At 40.4% G+C, this 17,286-nt stretch carries 19 protein-coding genes; 9 read left to right on the top strand and 10 right to left on the bottom strand.

Going from position 1 to position 17,286, the window contains the following annotated elements:
- Positions 1–223: 223 nt before the first annotated feature.
- Positions 224–703 (bottom strand): Hcp family type VI secretion system effector, encoded by a 480-nt coding sequence (locus AAC155_RS14855; RefSeq protein ID WP_113043107.1) that lies wholly within the window; start codon positions 701–703, stop codon positions 224–226.
- A 352-nt stretch (positions 704–1,055) separates the two neighbouring features.
- On the opposite strand from AAC155_RS14855, the gene AAC155_RS14850 reads away from it, so the two are divergent.
- The 7 genes from AAC155_RS14850 to AAC155_RS14820 all read left to right on the top strand — a co-directional run bounded on the left by AAC155_RS14850 (position 1,056) and on the right by AAC155_RS14820 (position 5,197).
- Positions 1,056–1,262 (top strand): hypothetical protein, encoded by a 207-nt coding sequence (locus tag AAC155_RS14850; RefSeq protein ID WP_113043106.1) that lies wholly within the window; start codon positions 1,056–1,058, stop codon positions 1,260–1,262.
- Positions 1,263–1,305: 43 nt separating this feature from the next.
- Entirely contained in the window at positions 1,306–2,175 is an 870-nt protein-coding gene (locus tag AAC155_RS14845; RefSeq protein WP_229015605.1) for a hypothetical protein, read from the top strand.
- Positions 2,165–2,566, top strand: coding sequence for a DUF1240 domain-containing protein (locus AAC155_RS14840; protein ID WP_113043104.1), 402 nt, complete (start codon positions 2,165–2,167; stop codon positions 2,564–2,566). Before AAC155_RS14845 ends, AAC155_RS14840 begins: the two co-directional genes overlap by 11 nt.
- A gap of 47 nt (positions 2,567–2,613) precedes the next feature.
- The gene (locus AAC155_RS14835) at positions 2,614–3,015 is read left to right on the top strand and encodes a DUF1240 domain-containing protein (RefSeq protein ID WP_113043103.1); all 402 of its coding nucleotides are present in this window, start codon (positions 2,614–2,616) and stop codon (positions 3,013–3,015) included.
- A 1-nt stretch (position 3,016) separates the two neighbouring features.
- On the top strand, positions 3,017–3,433 hold the full coding sequence (locus AAC155_RS14830) for a DUF1240 domain-containing protein (protein ID WP_229015609.1): 417 nt from the start codon (positions 3,017–3,019) through the stop codon (positions 3,431–3,433).
- Positions 3,434–4,002: 569 nt separating this feature from the next.
- Positions 4,003–4,893, top strand: a complete 891-nt coding sequence (locus AAC155_RS14825; RefSeq protein WP_113043102.1) for a LysR family transcriptional regulator — start codon at positions 4,003–4,005, stop codon at positions 4,891–4,893.
- A gap of 181 nt (positions 4,894–5,074) precedes the next feature.
- Positions 5,075–5,197: a hypothetical protein gene (locus AAC155_RS14820; RefSeq protein WP_262405160.1), complete on the top strand. Its 123-nt coding sequence runs from the start codon at positions 5,075–5,077 to the stop codon at positions 5,195–5,197.
- Between the two features lie 21 nt (positions 5,198–5,218).
- Here AAC155_RS14820 and AAC155_RS14815 read toward each other — a convergent pair whose 3' ends face one another.
- The 8 genes from AAC155_RS14815 to AAC155_RS14780 all read right to left on the bottom strand — a co-directional run bounded on the left by AAC155_RS14815 (position 5,219) and on the right by AAC155_RS14780 (position 13,172).
- Positions 5,219–6,481: an FKBP-type peptidyl-prolyl cis-trans isomerase N-terminal domain-containing protein gene (locus tag AAC155_RS14815; RefSeq protein ID WP_113043101.1), complete on the bottom strand. Its 1,263-nt coding sequence runs from the start codon at positions 6,479–6,481 to the stop codon at positions 5,219–5,221.
- Complete coding sequence (locus AAC155_RS14810; protein WP_146748104.1) at positions 6,478–7,017, bottom strand: hypothetical protein; 540 nt, start codon at positions 7,015–7,017, stop codon at positions 6,478–6,480. Before AAC155_RS14810 ends, AAC155_RS14815 begins: the two co-directional genes overlap by 4 nt.
- A gap of 32 nt (positions 7,018–7,049) precedes the next feature.
- Positions 7,050–7,880, bottom strand: coding sequence for an MrpH family fimbial adhesin (locus tag AAC155_RS14805; protein ID WP_113043099.1), 831 nt, complete (start codon positions 7,878–7,880; stop codon positions 7,050–7,052).
- A gap of 12 nt (positions 7,881–7,892) precedes the next feature.
- Positions 7,893–8,486, bottom strand: a complete 594-nt coding sequence (locus AAC155_RS14800; protein WP_113043098.1) for a fimbrial protein — start codon at positions 8,484–8,486, stop codon at positions 7,893–7,895.
- A gap of 42 nt (positions 8,487–8,528) precedes the next feature.
- Positions 8,529–9,281 carry a fimbria/pilus periplasmic chaperone gene (locus tag AAC155_RS14795; protein WP_191214882.1) on the bottom strand — a complete coding sequence of 251 codons (753 nt, stop codon included), beginning with the start codon at positions 9,279–9,281 and terminating at the stop codon, positions 8,529–8,531.
- Between the two features lie 43 nt (positions 9,282–9,324).
- A complete protein-coding gene (locus AAC155_RS14790) occupies positions 9,325–11,880 on the bottom strand; it encodes an outer membrane usher protein (RefSeq protein WP_229015608.1) in 2,556 nt (851 codons plus the stop codon).
- Positions 11,880–12,446 (bottom strand): fimbrial protein, encoded by a 567-nt coding sequence (locus AAC155_RS14785; RefSeq protein ID WP_113043097.1) that lies wholly within the window; start codon positions 12,444–12,446, stop codon positions 11,880–11,882. The genes AAC155_RS14790 and AAC155_RS14785 overlap by 1 nt, the downstream gene beginning before the upstream one ends.
- A 159-nt stretch (positions 12,447–12,605) precedes the next feature.
- Complete coding sequence (locus tag AAC155_RS14780; protein ID WP_112879346.1) at positions 12,606–13,172, bottom strand: fimbrial protein; 567 nt, start codon at positions 13,170–13,172, stop codon at positions 12,606–12,608.
- Positions 13,173–13,854: 682 nt separating this feature from the next.
- On the opposite strand from AAC155_RS14780, the gene AAC155_RS14775 reads away from it, so the two are divergent.
- Positions 13,855–14,427 carry a tyrosine-type DNA invertase gene (locus AAC155_RS14775; protein ID WP_113043096.1) on the top strand — a complete coding sequence of 191 codons (573 nt, stop codon included), beginning with the start codon at positions 13,855–13,857 and terminating at the stop codon, positions 14,425–14,427.
- A 259-nt stretch (positions 14,428–14,686) separates the two neighbouring features.
- Here AAC155_RS14775 and AAC155_RS14770 read toward each other — a convergent pair whose 3' ends face one another.
- The gene (locus tag AAC155_RS14770) at positions 14,687–16,612 is read right to left on the bottom strand and encodes an ABC transporter ATP-binding protein (protein WP_113043095.1); all 1,926 of its coding nucleotides are present in this window, start codon (positions 16,610–16,612) and stop codon (positions 14,687–14,689) included.
- A gap of 122 nt (positions 16,613–16,734) precedes the next feature.
- Here AAC155_RS14770 and kefG point away from each other — a divergent pair, with 122 nt between their 5' ends.
- Positions 16,735–17,286, top strand: a complete 552-nt coding sequence (kefG, locus tag AAC155_RS14765; protein WP_113043094.1) for a glutathione-regulated potassium-efflux system ancillary protein KefG — start codon at positions 16,735–16,737, stop codon at positions 17,284–17,286.

Below are 17,286 nucleotides of genomic sequence, written 5' to 3'. Positions count from 1 at the left end.
AATCTTTTATCTTCATAATAGTGATTCAATCAGTTAAAGTCGGCTTATTAGTATATGAGTAAGCAGAGCTAAGTATATACCCGTCATCTTTCAAGCTGCCTCTTTGGTGGCTGCACTTGCTCACCCCGGTCACATAGTTATCTATGCTCCCGGGGATTCGTTCCCTTGCCGTCGCGATGCAACTTGAAATCCATAGGGTATATATGCTTAGCTCGTCTTATTTTTAATAAATTCTATCATCCCATATGCTATAGGCAGATGTACCGGCAGTTATGTGATTCCAGGATATGGATCTATATTTGAGAAAGACTTTTTCGTACGGCATCATTTCATGATCGTTTATTGAATGCGGGTAGACGCAAGAAATGTCAACAACACTCGCTTCTGTTAATTTGACTTCATAGAAAAGCTCTAATTGTCCAGCCATATTTGTTCTGTAAAAGAAGAAAATCGCATTCAGTAGTTCGTTTGAAGATATAGCGGCTGCTAATAGCGGGGATGATTTATCTATTGGCTTGATAAATTGTATAGGGTGATGATCGACATTTTTTTCGCGAGTTATCGTGTGATTCAAATTCAATACCTGTATTTGATCTTCGTGCCCCTGTTGGTATCGGTTTCCTATGGAGTCTAGCGTTGAACAACCGGCAGAAATTAAACCTTGTTTCTTACCATCTAAAGATAAATAAATTATATGTGACATAAGTAATTACCATACAAACTCTTTAATTGAATTACCTAAGACTGTATGTCTAGGCGATGAAAGTACGACCTTAACACCAAAATAGAAAGAGATTAATAGTTCAATATTGAATTTCTTTCTTGAAGGATAGAAACATAAATAATATAGAAAATGGAGTTTGAAATTCTTTGCTCAATAATGTATTTATTACTTTCACCTTAAACATCAGGCGTTATTTTGTATTATTATACAGTAACTTAACTATAGGCGTTCTGCATTTGTTTAACATTTTGCTATTATGTAGTCGACATGACTATTTTTTATGTAATATAGTGCTATCTTCGAATTCTTAATTGTTAATGGGGTTAGCCATATGAACGATAGAGATAGGCAAGAGTTATTACAACAGCTCACTGACGTATTAGTGAATAGCCCGTTAATTCCAGAAGAAAAATTGGCAATGATGATGATGCAGTGTTTTGAGCTATTGTTGTCAACTCAAGCCTGTGCGATCGACATGAAGATTTCAGATGGTCGTGTTCTTTCACTCAAATTGGAAACTCCAGCGGTTAAACACTAATGTGATAATTTTTGGTTTTAAGAAATGTGAAAAGGGTTTCACGATGACATATAAAAAATACAACCCCTCGCTGGAGGGCTATATGGGAGATTTCCTGAGAGGTCATGTTGGGGCTAACCAATTAAAACCTCAGCATGAATTCTTTGATGCCATTGGTCTCGAAAAGCAGTTAAGAGAGAATACAACCTATATTGCGCTGCTATCGTTAGATGAAGCGAAAGGTGTGCTGGAAGATATTGATTCGCCAAAACCCAAAAGTCCATTTATAAAGAAAATATTTGAGATTACCGATCCCATATCACCCTATGCAGGTAACATACATGATTCTTTTGATCTTTTTAATGTTATAGGAGAGTTTAAAAAATTAGGAATTAAAGCGACAGAATATATGGGTAAAGATGGAAACAGATATATTAAAATATCAGGTTATGCGGGGGTTAGAAAGATCATTACTGCTTCAAGATATAAAGCTTCTAACATGAAGGTGATATCTATGGGGATTGGGCAGCAAGGACTGAATAGTGGCATAGTTAAGGGAATGAAGTTCAGCATATTCTTTTCTGCAGCTTATCGAACGGTTGAGCTTATATTTAAGGATGAATACACGCTGGCTGATTTTCTAGGTAATATTGCTGTGGATCTGGCTAAGGCAGTAATAACAGCCTGTGTTGCTTGGACTTTTGGGTCTGTAATGATAGCTACATCTATTGCTGGTGCCAGTGTAGTTGGTGTGGCTTTTGTTGTATTTATTGTAGGTTTTGTAATGACATATGCACTTGATATTATAGATAAAAGATTTAAAATTAGTGAGAATGTAATTAATTTAATCAGAAAAGAAGTGGAAAGGAAACCAAGATCTCCAGAAGCTAATTTCAACCAATTTCTTCATAACTGGGGGAGTTATGGGAAATAAAAGAAAGGTTATACATATCATCTGCGCTATTTTTATTTTCATTCTAACGTCATTCACTTTCTTTTTGACGGGGGGGAATTTAAATTCTTTAATTAAAATGGATGAAAAAATAATATTCTCAGGTGGTGTTTTTATGATATTTTTTTCTTCTCCTTTGGTTTTTTATTATGTTATTTTTGTTATTTTTGTTAATATAACTGGCCGTTATCCTAAATACCATGATAGTTTTAACAAATATTTTGGGACGATAGCTATTATTTCATTTTTTTTAGGTTTTCCTACATCTTTGTATGTGAATTATAAGTTAAAAAATGATGGCTATTTAGTATGTCCAAGGATATCTTGGACGTCGCCGAATACTTATGTGAAAGATATTAAACTGTGTGATTGATATTGTTGTATTTGACTTCAATCAATTCCTTGAGAACTGGGGGAATTATGGACAGTAAAAAAAAGATTGTACATATTATTGGTGCTCTTGCTATTTTTATTTTGACGTCATTTGGTTTCTTTTTGACAGGAGAAAATTTAATCTCTTTAGTTAAAATGGATGAGAAAATAACATTTTCAAGTAGTGTTATTATTATATTCTTTTTTTCTCCTTTGATTTTTTATTCTTTATTCTTTATTATTTTTGTTAGTATAACTGGTCATTATCCTAAGTATCATGATAGTTTTAATAAATATTTTGGATCGATAGCCATTATTTCACTTTTTTTAAGTTTTCCTACATCTTTGTATGTGAATTATAAATTAAAGAGTGATAACTATTTGGTATGTTCAAGAATATCTTGGATGTCGCCTAATACCTATGTAAAAGATATTAAACTGTGTGATTGATATGAGTAATATGGTTGTGGATAGTAAAAGAAAAATAATTCATATTATCTTGGCGGTTTTTGTATTGTCTCTGGTATCTTTGGGTATGTTTGCTTCTGTTGATAGTCTATTTTCATTGATTACAATGGCTGAGGTAATCTCTTTTTCCAATGGGATAATAATTGCGTTTTTTTTCTTTCCATTGGTTTTTTATTTCTTGATTTGTTCTATTTATTTAAATTTAACAACACGTATCCCAAGGTATCATGATGCTTATGTTAAATATCTGGGTATGATAGCTATTGTTGCACTTGTTTTAAGTTTCCCCATATCTTTCTATGTGCATTATAAGTTAAAGAGTGATGGCTATTTAGTATGTCCAAGAATCTCTTGGATGTCGCCGAATACCTATGTAAAAGATATTAAACTATGTGATTGATATTAGTCTTATTGGGGGAGGGGGCGAAAAATGGATCTATACCCGTCATCTTTCAAGCTGCCTCTTTGTTGGCTGCACTCACTCACCCCGGTCACATAGTTATCTATGCTCCCGGGGATTCGTTCCCTTGCCGTCGCGATGCAACTTGAAATCCATAGGGTATATTATAGTTGTCTTCATTGTTGATTTGAAAATGAGGATTAATAATTATATTTTCAGAATGATGCTTACCTGCTATATTTCGCTATCCTGTATAGTAGCAAATACATGTCATTAGGTGTATAGGAATTACTATAGGGAAAACAGCTAAAAATCGGAAAATTTCTTATCTTCTAACGCATTTTATTTAAGTGAATTACTTATCCATTTATCTTAGAGAGTAAGAAGGAATTATGGTATAAATACAATCTATATTTATATCGCCAACATTTTTATAATAAATTAATTGATCATCTTATAATTGTTGTTTAATCTCTATTTAATTAATTTCAGTTAAGTCTAAATGATTTAGTTCATTATTGAAATAATAACGTAAGAAAGTATGAAAGATAAACCTGAATGGTGGAGATATGGATATACGTAATCTCAAAGCTTTTATCGTGTTAGCTGAAACACTTAATTATCATAAGGCTTCTCAAATACTACATATTTCTCAACCTGCACTGACTAAGAAAGTTAATGCACTGGAAGCGGAATTTGGGGCTCTTTTGTTTTCCAGAGGACCAGGTGGTACTCGGTTGACTGATTTTGGACAAAAAACCTTTGAAAATGCTCAGAAATTACTGGGTCATTTTGAGCAATTTCAGATTCAGGTTAATCATGATTTGCAAGATGATGCGCCACATTACCTTTATGTTAGCTCTTGTTTTCCTATTTATGATTCTGGAAAAATGGAAGAGCGGATTTTTCTAGGTAGGAAGGAAAAAGCCGTGCTTGTGCTAATTACTGGTTTGACATTTGAGCAGCAAATGAATCTATTAAACTCTGGTTTATTACATATCGCCATTGTTCCTCTACCATTAACTTCATCACTTATGCCTAGAAAGATTTTTACTGAAAAACTCGTTTACCTTTTTAAAAAAGGCAGTGATTGGTTACGGCATTTTACAGCATTAAGCGCTGAAATGGCATCGTTGTATCAGCTTATTGACATGGATGAGAATGATATACCAATTGATTTTACTGATGGCATTAACGCATTTTCTATTTATGATAATAGTATGAATTTAATGTTAAAAACGAATGATATTATGGTAATGATTGAGCTGATAATTAAACGCAATGGTTTTTCTTTAGTGCCGGAAAAAGTTATCCGCTCAATTCCATCACAATATTTGGATTTATTAGAAGTGTTAAAAACCGATATGGAGATTGATTTTGGTATCTTATGGAGTCCAGTTATCGATTATGAATTGATAAATGAAACGGAGTTATTATCTTCTCTGATTGATAATGTATGAATGAGGGATCATAGTTTGGTATTTTTAATGTAAAATAAACTATTGCTAATTTAATGTTATTATATAGACGGGAGGAATAAGTCAGATATCATATTGGTTATTTAAATATTACTATTAATAGTAAGTATTTTATAGGTTATAATCAATAATATTTGATCAATTCTCCAATGGTATAATTGATTTGAAAGAATTAGCAGTTATTAATAGGGATTATCTCGTGACTGCTCCCCGCCGTAAATTATTATGCGGGGATAAATCAGGTGAATATGAAATTGATGATGCCATGGGTAAATCCAAGATATAAGGATGTCAAAATGGTTTATTTTTACTGAGGTTTAATCCCCTTGAGGTGATAGACCAAGACCGTAAACGGGGTTACTCCTTTCGGCATCGGCAAGTTGCCATACACGACCTTAGCTAAAGCATAGGCATCAACTTCTGCCTCTTCACCCAACAATGGAAGCGCCTCACGCACTACGGCTGGTATATCATCGTCAGCGGTAAGTGTCAGTGTCGGAATAGTGCTTAAAGTGGCACCATCAACAATCTGCTCAGACAAAGCTAGCGAAACCGGTGCATCCTGATCCTTAATAGGGTGACCTTTCTTGACCACAAAGTACACCAAGCCATTGACTTTCTTCGCTGGCTTGCGTCCGGTAGTTTTCTTCGCAATCAGAGCTTCTCCCATCTTAACCTTGGCATTTACCTGTTTTTGTAATTGCTCCGCAAAGGTCAGGTAATATTTATCCATATCACTGCGTTTAAGCTGCATGCGATTGCGTAATCCATCAGTTAATCCGGCAGTCACTCGAACAGGATCCAGAGACAACCCACTTTCTGCATAACTGGTCAGTGTCTCTTTTAGCCCCGAGGCCATCGCTTGGCCCACTACATAGTCACGCTTACGGTTATCGTTATCGAGCGGTACACTCACGGACTTATTGGCTTTTACCGCTCGATCATTAGCTTGCACTAGTTGATCACGAGTAGAAACCAACGCCATCTCTAACTGCATTCGAGCAGTGTCAGTTTCTTTGAACTGTTTACGCACTGCCTCTAACTGCGTTTGTGCTTCTTTGAACTGACGCTGCGTAACCGTCAGCAAGGTCTGATTGTCACTTAACTGTTTTTGTAACTTATCTTTCTGTCTCTGCACTTCTACCCTGACTGATTGGTGATCAGATAGCTGCTTACGGCTCTTTTCCAGTTCAGTCTGGGAAGACTTCAACTCTGCGATACTATCGGTAAGTTGTCTCTTAAGCTTACGATTCTCTGCACGCAATACTTTACGGGCTGCTGTTTCGCTACTACCGGATGAGGCCCCTATACCAACAAGAATGGATGTTCCAACTGTATGTTTTGATGCACTTCTGTTTGAAGATGTCTCACCAGATTTGGACTGTTGCGCCATTAGTGTACTCAGACCATAATCAGGATTACTGGCGCTTTCCATCAAGCTATCTACCGAGAATGTGCCGCCAGGAGGTGTATAGTTTCCACTTTCTGTCGCACTCACAATATCAATCGTTCCCAAAAAACCAATTAATAACCAAGCACCGCGACGAAGATGCATTCGTATACAATTCATTGTGCATCTACCTGATTAATTAGTGCCAATGATAAGTCGTTCTTTATACGATAACATAAACTGGTAAGGGCATATTGATACTTAGGACGGACCAAGTCATTGATATCCTCACTGATCCCGTTAGCCACCGCCAAATATTGACTACCCGTACGGGCAATGCGATCAAACTCGGCTTTGTAGCGTGTGTATTTAGCGCCGCTGAACTGCTTCAATGCCTCCAACTCGCGAGTACATTGTGCCAATTTACCGGAATTGCTGTCAGCAGAGGGCTGCATAGTTCCGGCAAAACGACAATCACCGTTTCCAGATTCATGGGGTAATGAAGAATGAACCAATGTCTTAGCGGTTGACGATACTTTTATTTTACTTGATGTCGGAACTCTCTTTGGTGTGAGCTCTTGAGCACATCCTGTTAAAAGAAATGCAGCTGCTAATAGTAGGTAGAAATAACAACCATAAGATACAATATAGTGCCTTGTTATTTTCCGAACCTGCAACATCACACATATACGTTTAAGAACAAACACGTTATTCACCTTATTACTCCCCAGCATCATTAGCATCAAAACTAATTAAAAGCCATAATCACAATAACATCTCCCGAATAGGCACCTGCACCAACTTTACCCAATGATTGAAGTCTGGATGAAAAAGAAAATGAATAGAGATTATTTCCACTTACTGTTATTGGAACACCATTCCAAGCATTTGAGCCATTGATGTCCACATCGGAGTAAAGTGTTTTTTCAGGATTTAAATAAATAAACTTTTCACCCGTTGAGGATTTTGTATATAAAGTCAGGTTAGCTGGCAATGCGCACTGCACATTTCCTGTTATTGTTTTCTTATTCCCGTTGAGATTTTCTTGCCCCAAATTGCCATGATCAATTACAGATGGCAAATAAAGACTGCAAGATTGCTTGACTGATGGCACCTTGCCACAAACACTACCAGGCCACTGCTGTGCATCTGAACTATGTGGATTAGGTTGGTGTCGAATATAAAACAATCCTATACAATCTGCCTCAGGGGATCGCAAAAGGAACTCTGCTCGATATGGCAACGGAAATGCTTTTTTGTACTCCCTGGCTACCTCCTTCCTAGTCTTAAATTGAGAGATTCTAAGACAATGATTATCCAGTACACAGCTACCATACATCCCCGGGTATACAGGTTTATCACGATATTTCACATCTGGACCAACATAACAAAACACAGATTCGTAACATGGGTTTAGGTCGGTATCATTTTCCGTCCAGTCAACTACTTGTAGAACCACACGAGTGTCTGAACCGCTTTGGTACATATCAATAGGCGTAACGAAGGCTCCTGCATTTACCTCTATAAATGGAACACAAGCCAATGTCATGAAAAAAACAAGATAGAAAAAGCCCCTCATATTCCCTCCATTTCACTCATAGTCCAACATAAACGTCGAAATAGCCGAGAACTTACCAAATACTATTGAGTGATTTCTGATAGCAGAAGGTTCCCCTTGCACGTAGGCTTTAAAGTCCAGCGTGGCATTGCCATTATTTAAACTGTATTTTTTAACAGTCTTGTTTATCGAAATAGGTTCTCCAGCTAGAGATTCTATTCCAACCGCTGCCCCTGATGCTTGACTTCCCGGCTGAAAAGCCAAAAGCCCAGGAAGCTCATTATTTTCCTTACCTAGAAATTTTATATTCACCTCCCGAGCTCTTGTCACATCACAGTTTATGAGGTGAATTGAAAACGCTTTACTATGACTACGTTCATTTTGATAAAGGTGTTTTCCGAACACTGTATCGAAGTCCACGGTAATTGCATCATCTCCAGGCTGGATATCACAAGCTTCTCTAAGTACATTCACTTTTATACGAACAATGGATTCAAATTTATCCTTCGCATTACACACTGAGCTTATCGAAAGCAAGAGCAACAACGCTTTAAGGACATGTAATCGGTTACGCCGACACAAGGACGGTATCAGTCCATCTCGATCTGGCTTTAGGATGGTGTTCATACATGCCTCCTTTACTGAGTTATCCCAATTTCAGCAAACATCTCAACCGGCTTTACTACTTTTCACGGTACAAGTGCCACCACTACAACCAAACACTAATTTTGGCCGACCACCGAAATCATTGATGAAAATCAGTACAGGACTGTTACCCATTGCTGACGCACTGCCACCCAACACAGCACTGCCTTTTGGTGGGATCATCATCGGATTAAAACCGGATACCGCTGCCCCGTTTAGGCTGGATGACGCTGATGCAATAGTCACGTAGTACGGCGTCGGATTGTTAACCACATAGTGATCCCCTTGTCGAGTCATCGTCAATTTCTCCTGATAAGGATTTTCGTGGTCTGTTCGGCCAACAGTAATAGCCTTTGGCCGATAAAACAGTTTGATACGTGTTTGCAGTGCAATCTGCAATGTGTTGGGTTTGTTGGACTTCGGCGGAATTTCCCGGAGGTTGAAATAGAACAGCGTCTCTTTATCCTGAGACAACATGTTGATGCCCTGAGTGACTTGCAACTTCACTTGGCTTTTGGCTCCTGGCTCTACTCTCTGAAGTGGCGGTAGCGCAGTCAGTGGATTGTTAATCTTGTTGCCATGTTCGTCCTCAATCCAAGCCTGTGCAAGATAGGGCAACTCTTTATTCTGGTTACTGATACTAAGGCTCATTGATCTATCTTCCCCATTGAACACCGCGCGGGTGCGATCGAGGGCAATAGCTGCATTAGCCTGCTGAACAGCCAGAATACCTGCTAACATGACAGCGGAAGCTGCTATGTTTTTTTTCATTGTCATACTCATGCGGTTGTACTTATCTTTAGGCAACATTTCCACTGATTCACCCCACACTTTTATTAATCTTCTGGAAAGAACCACCAATCCCTTTAACACGCTGACAAGGTAACAACAGATTATTCATCAAGTTGGCGAGAAGCGATTGCGGTAACGTGATGAGACACTGTATGCGACCATCCCAATGCACACTCATGTTCTCGCCTGGATTAATGCCGGTTAACCACACACTTCCTTCATCATTCACGATGCCAGTTTGCATTTCACGTTCGTTCGTCACGACAGCGCCGAATGGAGGGGCCGTACCGTCTGTCAACTTAATAATAGCCATCGCTTTCTCGCCGGCGATCATCCCAAACTTGCGATAACCAATAGCGCCTTCCGTTAGCGTGCCTTGTACCACCGAGCGAGTGGCATCCACGTTATCCGCCAGTTGGTTCACGTCCACATTAACGCTGCTGCGGTAGTAACTGTTGATATCACTCACCACCGCTTTACCAAAAACGTTGGTATGGGTCACACTGCCATAACCGCGTATTGGTACACCACCAATCCCATCAGCATCGATCATCATGCGTGTTCCCCCTATCATGTTGATACGGTGTAGCGCTGCCCCATCTACCGTCGCCGTTATTCCCCCCTGAAGTGACAGCCCCATAGCGCTATATTCACTTCCACGGAAATTGGCATTCGCTGTCAACTTAGCTATATCCCCCTCATGGGTGAAATAACCACTACCAATACTACGTCCGCCTTGACCGTTACCAACATTAATCCGATATGTATTGTTGTCATCGATACGGTCATAGTAACCCACAGTATTACTGCTATTACGGCTAAGCTGACCGTCATAGGTTATTGTGCTATTTTCACCCCACGGTACAGCCATACTCAGATACAAACCGTCATCATTAGTGTCGTTGTATTGAGTCCGATATGCCGTTAGGCTCAGGCTAATGTTTTTAAAACGTCCGATGTCGAAATAACGCGATAGTGACAGGTTATAAGTATCGTTGTTCGGACGGTCCCAGTAGGTCTGATGGCCGTAGTTCAGATAAACACTAAGCCCCATTTCCTTAAACTGTTTGTTAAACGTAATGGTATAGAACTCTTTACCTCTTCCATTATTGACACCGTAATAACGCGCCTCTAAATACTGCGACATGCTCATGAAGTTACGTTCTGAGAAACGGTAACCTGCAAATGTTATCTGGCTATCGTATTCATCAAAGCGTTTAGAATAGCTAACCCGATACGAGCCTCCTTGTTTGGTGTCATCATGCAGAAACTGAGCTCGCGACTGCGTCACATCAAATGACAATGCACCAAACGCGAGCAAGTCACGGCCGATACCGATAGCCAGAGCGTTATAGCCCTTGGCCAGCAAAGCTCCTCCGTACAGCGACCAACCGTTGTTCACCCCCCAAGAGAATTCTCCAGTTGCAAAGCCCGGCCCCTTACTGCGATGCTTAATGTCTGATGGTTTACCGGCGGCAATCTTGTAACGAACCATACCTGGACGTGTCAGATAGGGTACATTAGCGGTATTCACTTGGAGGGTCTGTACGCTGCCATCCTGCTCCTGTACCTTCACATCCAGCTTGCCATTCACCGCAGTATTCAGATCCTGAATACTGAAAGGACCTGCTGCCACCTGAGTTTCATAAATCACACGCCCTTGCTGACTGATGGTCACCTTGGCATTGGTTTTCGCCACCCCAGTCACTTCCGGCGCATAACCACGCAGGTTCGGTGGCAGCATGTTGTCGTCCGATATCAGACTGGCTCCGATGTAACGGAAACTGTCAAATATCCCAGAGTTGAGGTAGTCTTCCGCCAACGTCAGCTTGGCACGCAGAGCGGCTATTACACGGTAGGCGTAGTAGCGGCTCCACTCCCAGCTTTGCTGGGCGCTTCCCACCTGCCCCGTAGTATGGCTGTACTGCACCTGCCAATCGGCCCGCAGACGCCAAGCTCCCAAATTGGCCCCAACTGTTCCGTTACCGCTCAAAGATTGCGCTTGGTTGCCTGCACCTGACTGATTTGTCACTTGTGCATTGACGCTGTAGTCAAATAACATACCGGAGATCCCATTATCCCAACGTGACGGCGGATCCCAGTTTTCCACGGTATATTCTAAGTAAGCCTGCGGCATGCTGATGTATAGTGCCCCAGCGCCCAAGTCACCTCGAACTTCCATACCTTTCAGAGAAGCTATTTCTAGGCACTGGCTGTTATGCCACCAAGTAAGCTGATGGATTGCATCCGCTTTAAGTCCCAGTTGATCAACCATCTTCAGCGTCAGGCACGCTTCACTGCCTTTCGGATCATGATCAGGAGCAATGAACTGCACTGTCTGCTCGGGCAATTCGTTTTTATTCAAGCGTAATACCATCTGGTAGCTACCTTGCATAATGTAGCCAGCCTGGGAAAACTGACTTAAGTCAATACGCGCCCGATCCTTGACATCAAGAACATCCGTGTTGAATTCCACCCTATCGGCAGCCTTGACCACCTGCATGCCACAAAGAGCCAACAAGATACACAGTGCCACCGAGCTATCCCTCGCTCCACAAAGTAGCGATGGCATGGGTCCTTTCATCAGAAATAATCCAGTTTGAAACGTATCATGGTGTGGAGGGCCTCGGCGCGTAACACTTGGTGAGCTGTTATCAGACGCAAAGTATAATCCAGCCGCATTGAGCCTATTTGCAGATCCTCTACAGGCATTGGTTTGCCTGGCACAACTACCGCTCCTGTACTGTCCGATATCTGTAATCCCACACCACTCTCCTCACCATTCATGCTAAACAAGTCGTTACGAGCAGCCGCGCCATCAAAAGTCACTCGAAAGTGTGACCTACTCAGGCGATTCAGTAATACGGGAGTCAACAGACAATTAATCAACTGTATACTTAAAAGCCGTACCGGCCCGTGACCACTGCGGATAATTTGTCCGACCAAAATAGATGATATGTCGATGGTCTGATCTTGATTGCCCAAAGCAATTGTACACGGTGTATCAATGATGGAGCCTTGCATGTTGACGCGGCCGTGCTCTTGGTTGATAGCCGTTGCCATAAATGACAATATCAGGCTGGTTAGCACTAACAACGTCAGCAGGGAAGGTAACATCTTAGAACAGGTTGGATGGCTAAGAAGAGTCATCTCGCTCCCCAAAATTCGGTTTACCGGCAAATTCATTTCCCTAATCTTGTAGGGACCCCTCTTTCCCGCTGTTTCCCCTGTCAGCCTGAAGGCTAGGCCACAGCGGGAAAGAGAAACAGATAGACTTTCCAACGCACAGAAAGGCTTCTTTCACCACCTTTATTGGTAAGCCAGAGTGAAGTTAGCCACAGCGGTGAAATCACCAGGAACGATAGTCGCAGAAGCCCCGTCACCCTGTAAGAAAGCAGCGAAGTGCATGGTCGAATCGGAACCATCGGTGATGATTGTGGGTGAACTCTGTTGTCCCAGTTTGATAAGTTTGGCGTTATCGTTGGTGATACCAATAGCCGCACCAGAGGCCGAACCAACAATTGCCAGTAGGTCCTTATTCACAGAAGATGGTGTCCCAGAGAAAGTCGCCGTTACAATCTTCTTTTCTAAGCCGTTAGCATCACAGTCTAGTAAACGGATATTAAAAGGAACCGGCGTGGACTTACCACCTCCTGCCAGTGCTTTGTTGGAAATCTGCCCAAGCTTCACAGTCTGATCGTCATCACCGGGGTGGATAGAACAAGGCGCATCAATAATAGAACCTTCAAAAGTCACTTTTCCTTGGCCTTGGTTAGTATTTTTAGTACTGGCGGGTGGCTTGGTCTGTGCATTGACAGAACCTGCTGTTAGGGTTACACCCAATCCGAGAGCCATAACTAATGTATTCAATTTCATGTGAATTAATTCCTTAACTTAAGGATAAAACCATACAAAAGTAGCAGTGTGGAACTTCAGCTCCTACACCAGATATCCAATGCAAAAAGGGTCTTAAAATCTCATATCAACATTTTTTAAAACCAAACAAAATGCACCAAACTGTTTTGTTTAGTTATAAATACTAAAATAGGTAATATTTTGGAATTAATATCCAAAAAAGACATTAATTTAAACTTATAAACTTTCTGATTGATTGATATCTGATTAAGTTCAAACAAACCAACTGATTTTTTACAAAATAATATTGATAAAATATTAAAAGTAATAAAAAGATATTAAAAAAATCATATATTACAAATGGTTATATGTTTTTAGTCTGGAGGAGCATAAAAGTTGACCTAGGTGATAGTTTTGTGTAAAACTATTAACAGTTTGGTGCATTCTGTTTGGTTTTTTGTTGTAAAATAGTTTCTTAATTTTTAATAAAAATTCTACATCCTGATATTTTCTGTCAAAAAATCACTGTTAAATGATATATATGATTTTATATTTATATATCAAAAAACTTATTTCTTTCTTATGATAAATAAATGAAATTTTAGATCAGTAATTCCATAAAATCTCTATTAATTGATATAGTTCTTTAGATTAATATTCTCTATCAGTAACTATATGCCCAAATCTCACAGGAACTATTTTCATGAAGAAGCGTAAGTTCTTAACCAGATATGAAATTGATGCGATTTTAGAAAAAGCACGTCAGGGGCGTCATGCTGAGCGGGATTATTGCATGTTACTCATGTGTTTTATTCATGGGTTTAGAGTCAGTGAGCTATGTCATCTGACACTATCCGATCTTGATCTTAGCTCGGGAATTATTCACGTAAGGCGATTAAAAGGGGGACTATCAACAACACATCCATTGGTGCCTGAAGAACTTAATGCGTTAAATCAATGGATTAATATCCGTAAGAGCTGGAGAGAATCAGACACATCGTGGGTTTTTTTATCACAAAAATCAGGCGCGATTTCACGCTATCAGGTTTATAGTTTGTTAAAACGTTATGGCAGACAAGCATTAGTCGATATTTCACCACATCCACATATGTTAAGACATGCCTGCGGCTATGCTCTTGCTGATTTGGGAAGAGATACACGCCTTATTCAGGATTATCTCGGTCACCGCAATATATCTCATACTGTTATTTACACAGCAAGCAATGTAAAACGGTTCTTCAATATATGGGAAATTCCTTCAAAAGGACTCAGTTAGTACTTTCTTTCTATAAAATGTGTTGTGATATGAGAAATTATTTCTTTTACAACAAAAAAATGTCATCTAATGATAAGAAATCCTCATTAATGTTGCGCTAATGAGGATTTTTCATTAGGCAATGATAATTATGAATATCATAGGATACTGATTTTTTTATTTATTATAATTGCTTTTTAATTTATTTAGTTATCGAAAAATAAAGCGGATTATTTTTTTCCGCTTTATTTTTTTATTGAATGATAATTTGTAAAATCATTTATCCTTCAAACTCTTGCGTTATTTTTTCAAGTTGTTCCTGAATTTCCATCCATGCTAATTCAATTTCTTCCAGTTTTGATTTGGTCTGATTTTGTTTTTGCAGATGTTCAGTTAATTCGACTTTACGGCTGCTATCATAGATAGCGCTGTCTAAAAGTTGATTTTCTAGTACAACCAATTCGCCACCCAGTTTCTCCATCTGGTTTTCAAGATGAGTCAGCTGTTTACGCAATGGCTGCGTTTGGTTACGGAAGTCAGCTTGACGCCGTTTTTGATCTTTTCTTTCCTGAGCACTTTGGCTGGATGTCTCTTTTTCCTTATCGTTGTTTTCACGTATTTGCTGATTTTGTTGACGTTGTTGATCTATCAGCCATTGTTGATAATCTTCCAAATCGCCGTTGAATGATTCTACCCGGCCATCATGAACCAGATACAACTCATCTGTTGTTGAACGTAATAGATGTCGGTCGTGAGAAACCACAACTAATGCACCGTCAAAGTCGATCAAAGCTTCTGTCAGGGCCTGACGCATATCCAGGTCGAGGTGGTTCGTTGGTTCATCAAGTAACAGGAGGTTAGGGCGTTGCCAGACCATCAATGCCAAAACTAAACGTGCTTTTTCTCCCCCGGAAAAACGCCCACTTGGGTCAGTCACTTGATCGCCTTTGAAACCAAAGCCGCCCAGATAATCTCTAAGTTGCTGTTCTGTTTCTTGTGGCGCAATGCGGACTAAATGCTGTAATGGTGATTCATCAGCACGTAAATATTCCAGTTGATGTTGGGCGAAATACCCCAGTTTGATCCCTTTAGCTAATTCTACGGTTCCACTCTGAGATTGCAGTTCGCCAGCTAATAGTTTAATCAACGTGGATTTACCCGCGCCATTACGACCAAGCAGGCCAATGCGGGAGCCGGGAACCAGATTCAGTTTGATGGAATTTAAAACGGTCCGTTCGCCGTAGCCTGCGCTGACTTTTTCCATTTTCAGGAGTGGGTTTGGCAGACTTTCTGGTTTACGGAAACTGAAATGAAATGGGTTATCAACATGGGCAGGAGCGATTAATTCCATCCGTTCTAACATCTTGATACGGCTCTGAGCTTGTTTGGCTTTGCTGGCCTTGGCACGGAAACGGTCAATATAACTTTGCAGATGGGCAACTTTCTCTTGCTGACTTTTATAAAGGGCTTGTTGTTGCGCCAGTTTGGTAGCGCGCTGGCGCTCAAAAGAGGAGTAGTTGCCGCTGTACTCAAACAGAGATTGTTGTTCTATATGGAGGATCTTATCGGCAATCGGGTCGAGAAAATCCCGATCATGGGAGATAAGGATTAATGTTCCGGGGTAGCTTTTCAGCCATTTTTCCAACCAGATAACCGCATCCAGATCAAGATGGTTAGTGGGTTCATCAAGTAACAGCAAATCAGAACGGCAGAGTAGTGCCTGAGCCAGATTGAGGCGCATGCGCCATCCACCGGAAAATGCACGTACAGGTTGATCAAGTTGCTCTTGAGAGAAACCTAAACCGTGCAGTAGACTTGATGCTCTTGAACGGATCGTCCAGGCTTGAATCGTGTCTAATTGACCATGCAGATGAGCAATCAGATTACCGTCATTTTTTTCATTGGCTATCCGCAGTTGTTGTTCCAGTTGACGGAATTCACGATCACCATCAATGACATATTCCAGAGCGGGTGTTTCCAGTGCCGGCGTTTCTTGATTCACCCAGGAAAGTGCCCAGTTACTGGGAAAAGTGAATGTGCCTGTTTCAGCCTGAAGCTCATTTTTTAATAGTGCAAGTAGGGTAGATTTACCACAGCCATTTTTCCCTACCAGACCAACTTTCTGCCCGGGATTGATAGTGGCGCTGGCATTGTCCAGCAGAACACGAGTTCCGCGACGAATTTGTAATAAAGAGAAAACAATCATAAGTATCGTTTGTATAGAATATGTTAAATTAGTAATAACAGATAGTAAGTGTCTTATTTTATAACTTTCGTATGCATGGTAACGGAAAATACGTGTCCTGACACGTTCTTGAGGAGGGAACGATGTTACAGCCGCCTAAAGTCCTGCTGCTGTATGCCCATCCTGAGCCACAGGATTCAGTAGCAAATCGTGTTTTGTTACAACCTGTGCAAGGTTTAGAGCATGTTACGGTTCACGACTTATATGGAGCCTATCCAGATTTTTTTATTGATGTTCATCATGAGCAACAGCTACTTCGAGAGCATCAGGTGATTGTCTTTCAACACCCACTGTATACCTACAGTTGTCCAGCTTTATTAAAGGAGTGGATGGATCGTGTGCTGACTCGGGGGTTTGCCAGTGGTATTACCGGGTTGGCATTACAGGGAAAATATTGGCGTTCAGTGATTACTACTGGGGAGCCGGAAGGCACTTTCCAGGCTGATGGGTATAATCTCTATTCAATGGAAGAGATCCTTCGTTCTTTTGAACTCACTGCGGCGATGTGCCGTATGCATTGGTTATCACCCATTATTATTTATTGGGCACGCCGTCGAAAACCTGAACTTCTTGCCATCCATGCTAATGCTTATCGTGAGTGGCTCAAATCGCCATTATCATTAGGAGGGCTATAA

This window comes from Photorhabdus sp. HUG-39 (assembly GCF_963878365.1).
In the GTDB taxonomy this organism is placed as follows: domain Bacteria; phylum Pseudomonadota; class Gammaproteobacteria; order Enterobacterales; family Enterobacteriaceae; genus Photorhabdus; species Photorhabdus kayaii.
The sequence above is the reverse complement of the archived record's forward strand: the minus strand, read 5'-3'. Positions and strand labels throughout refer to the sequence as shown.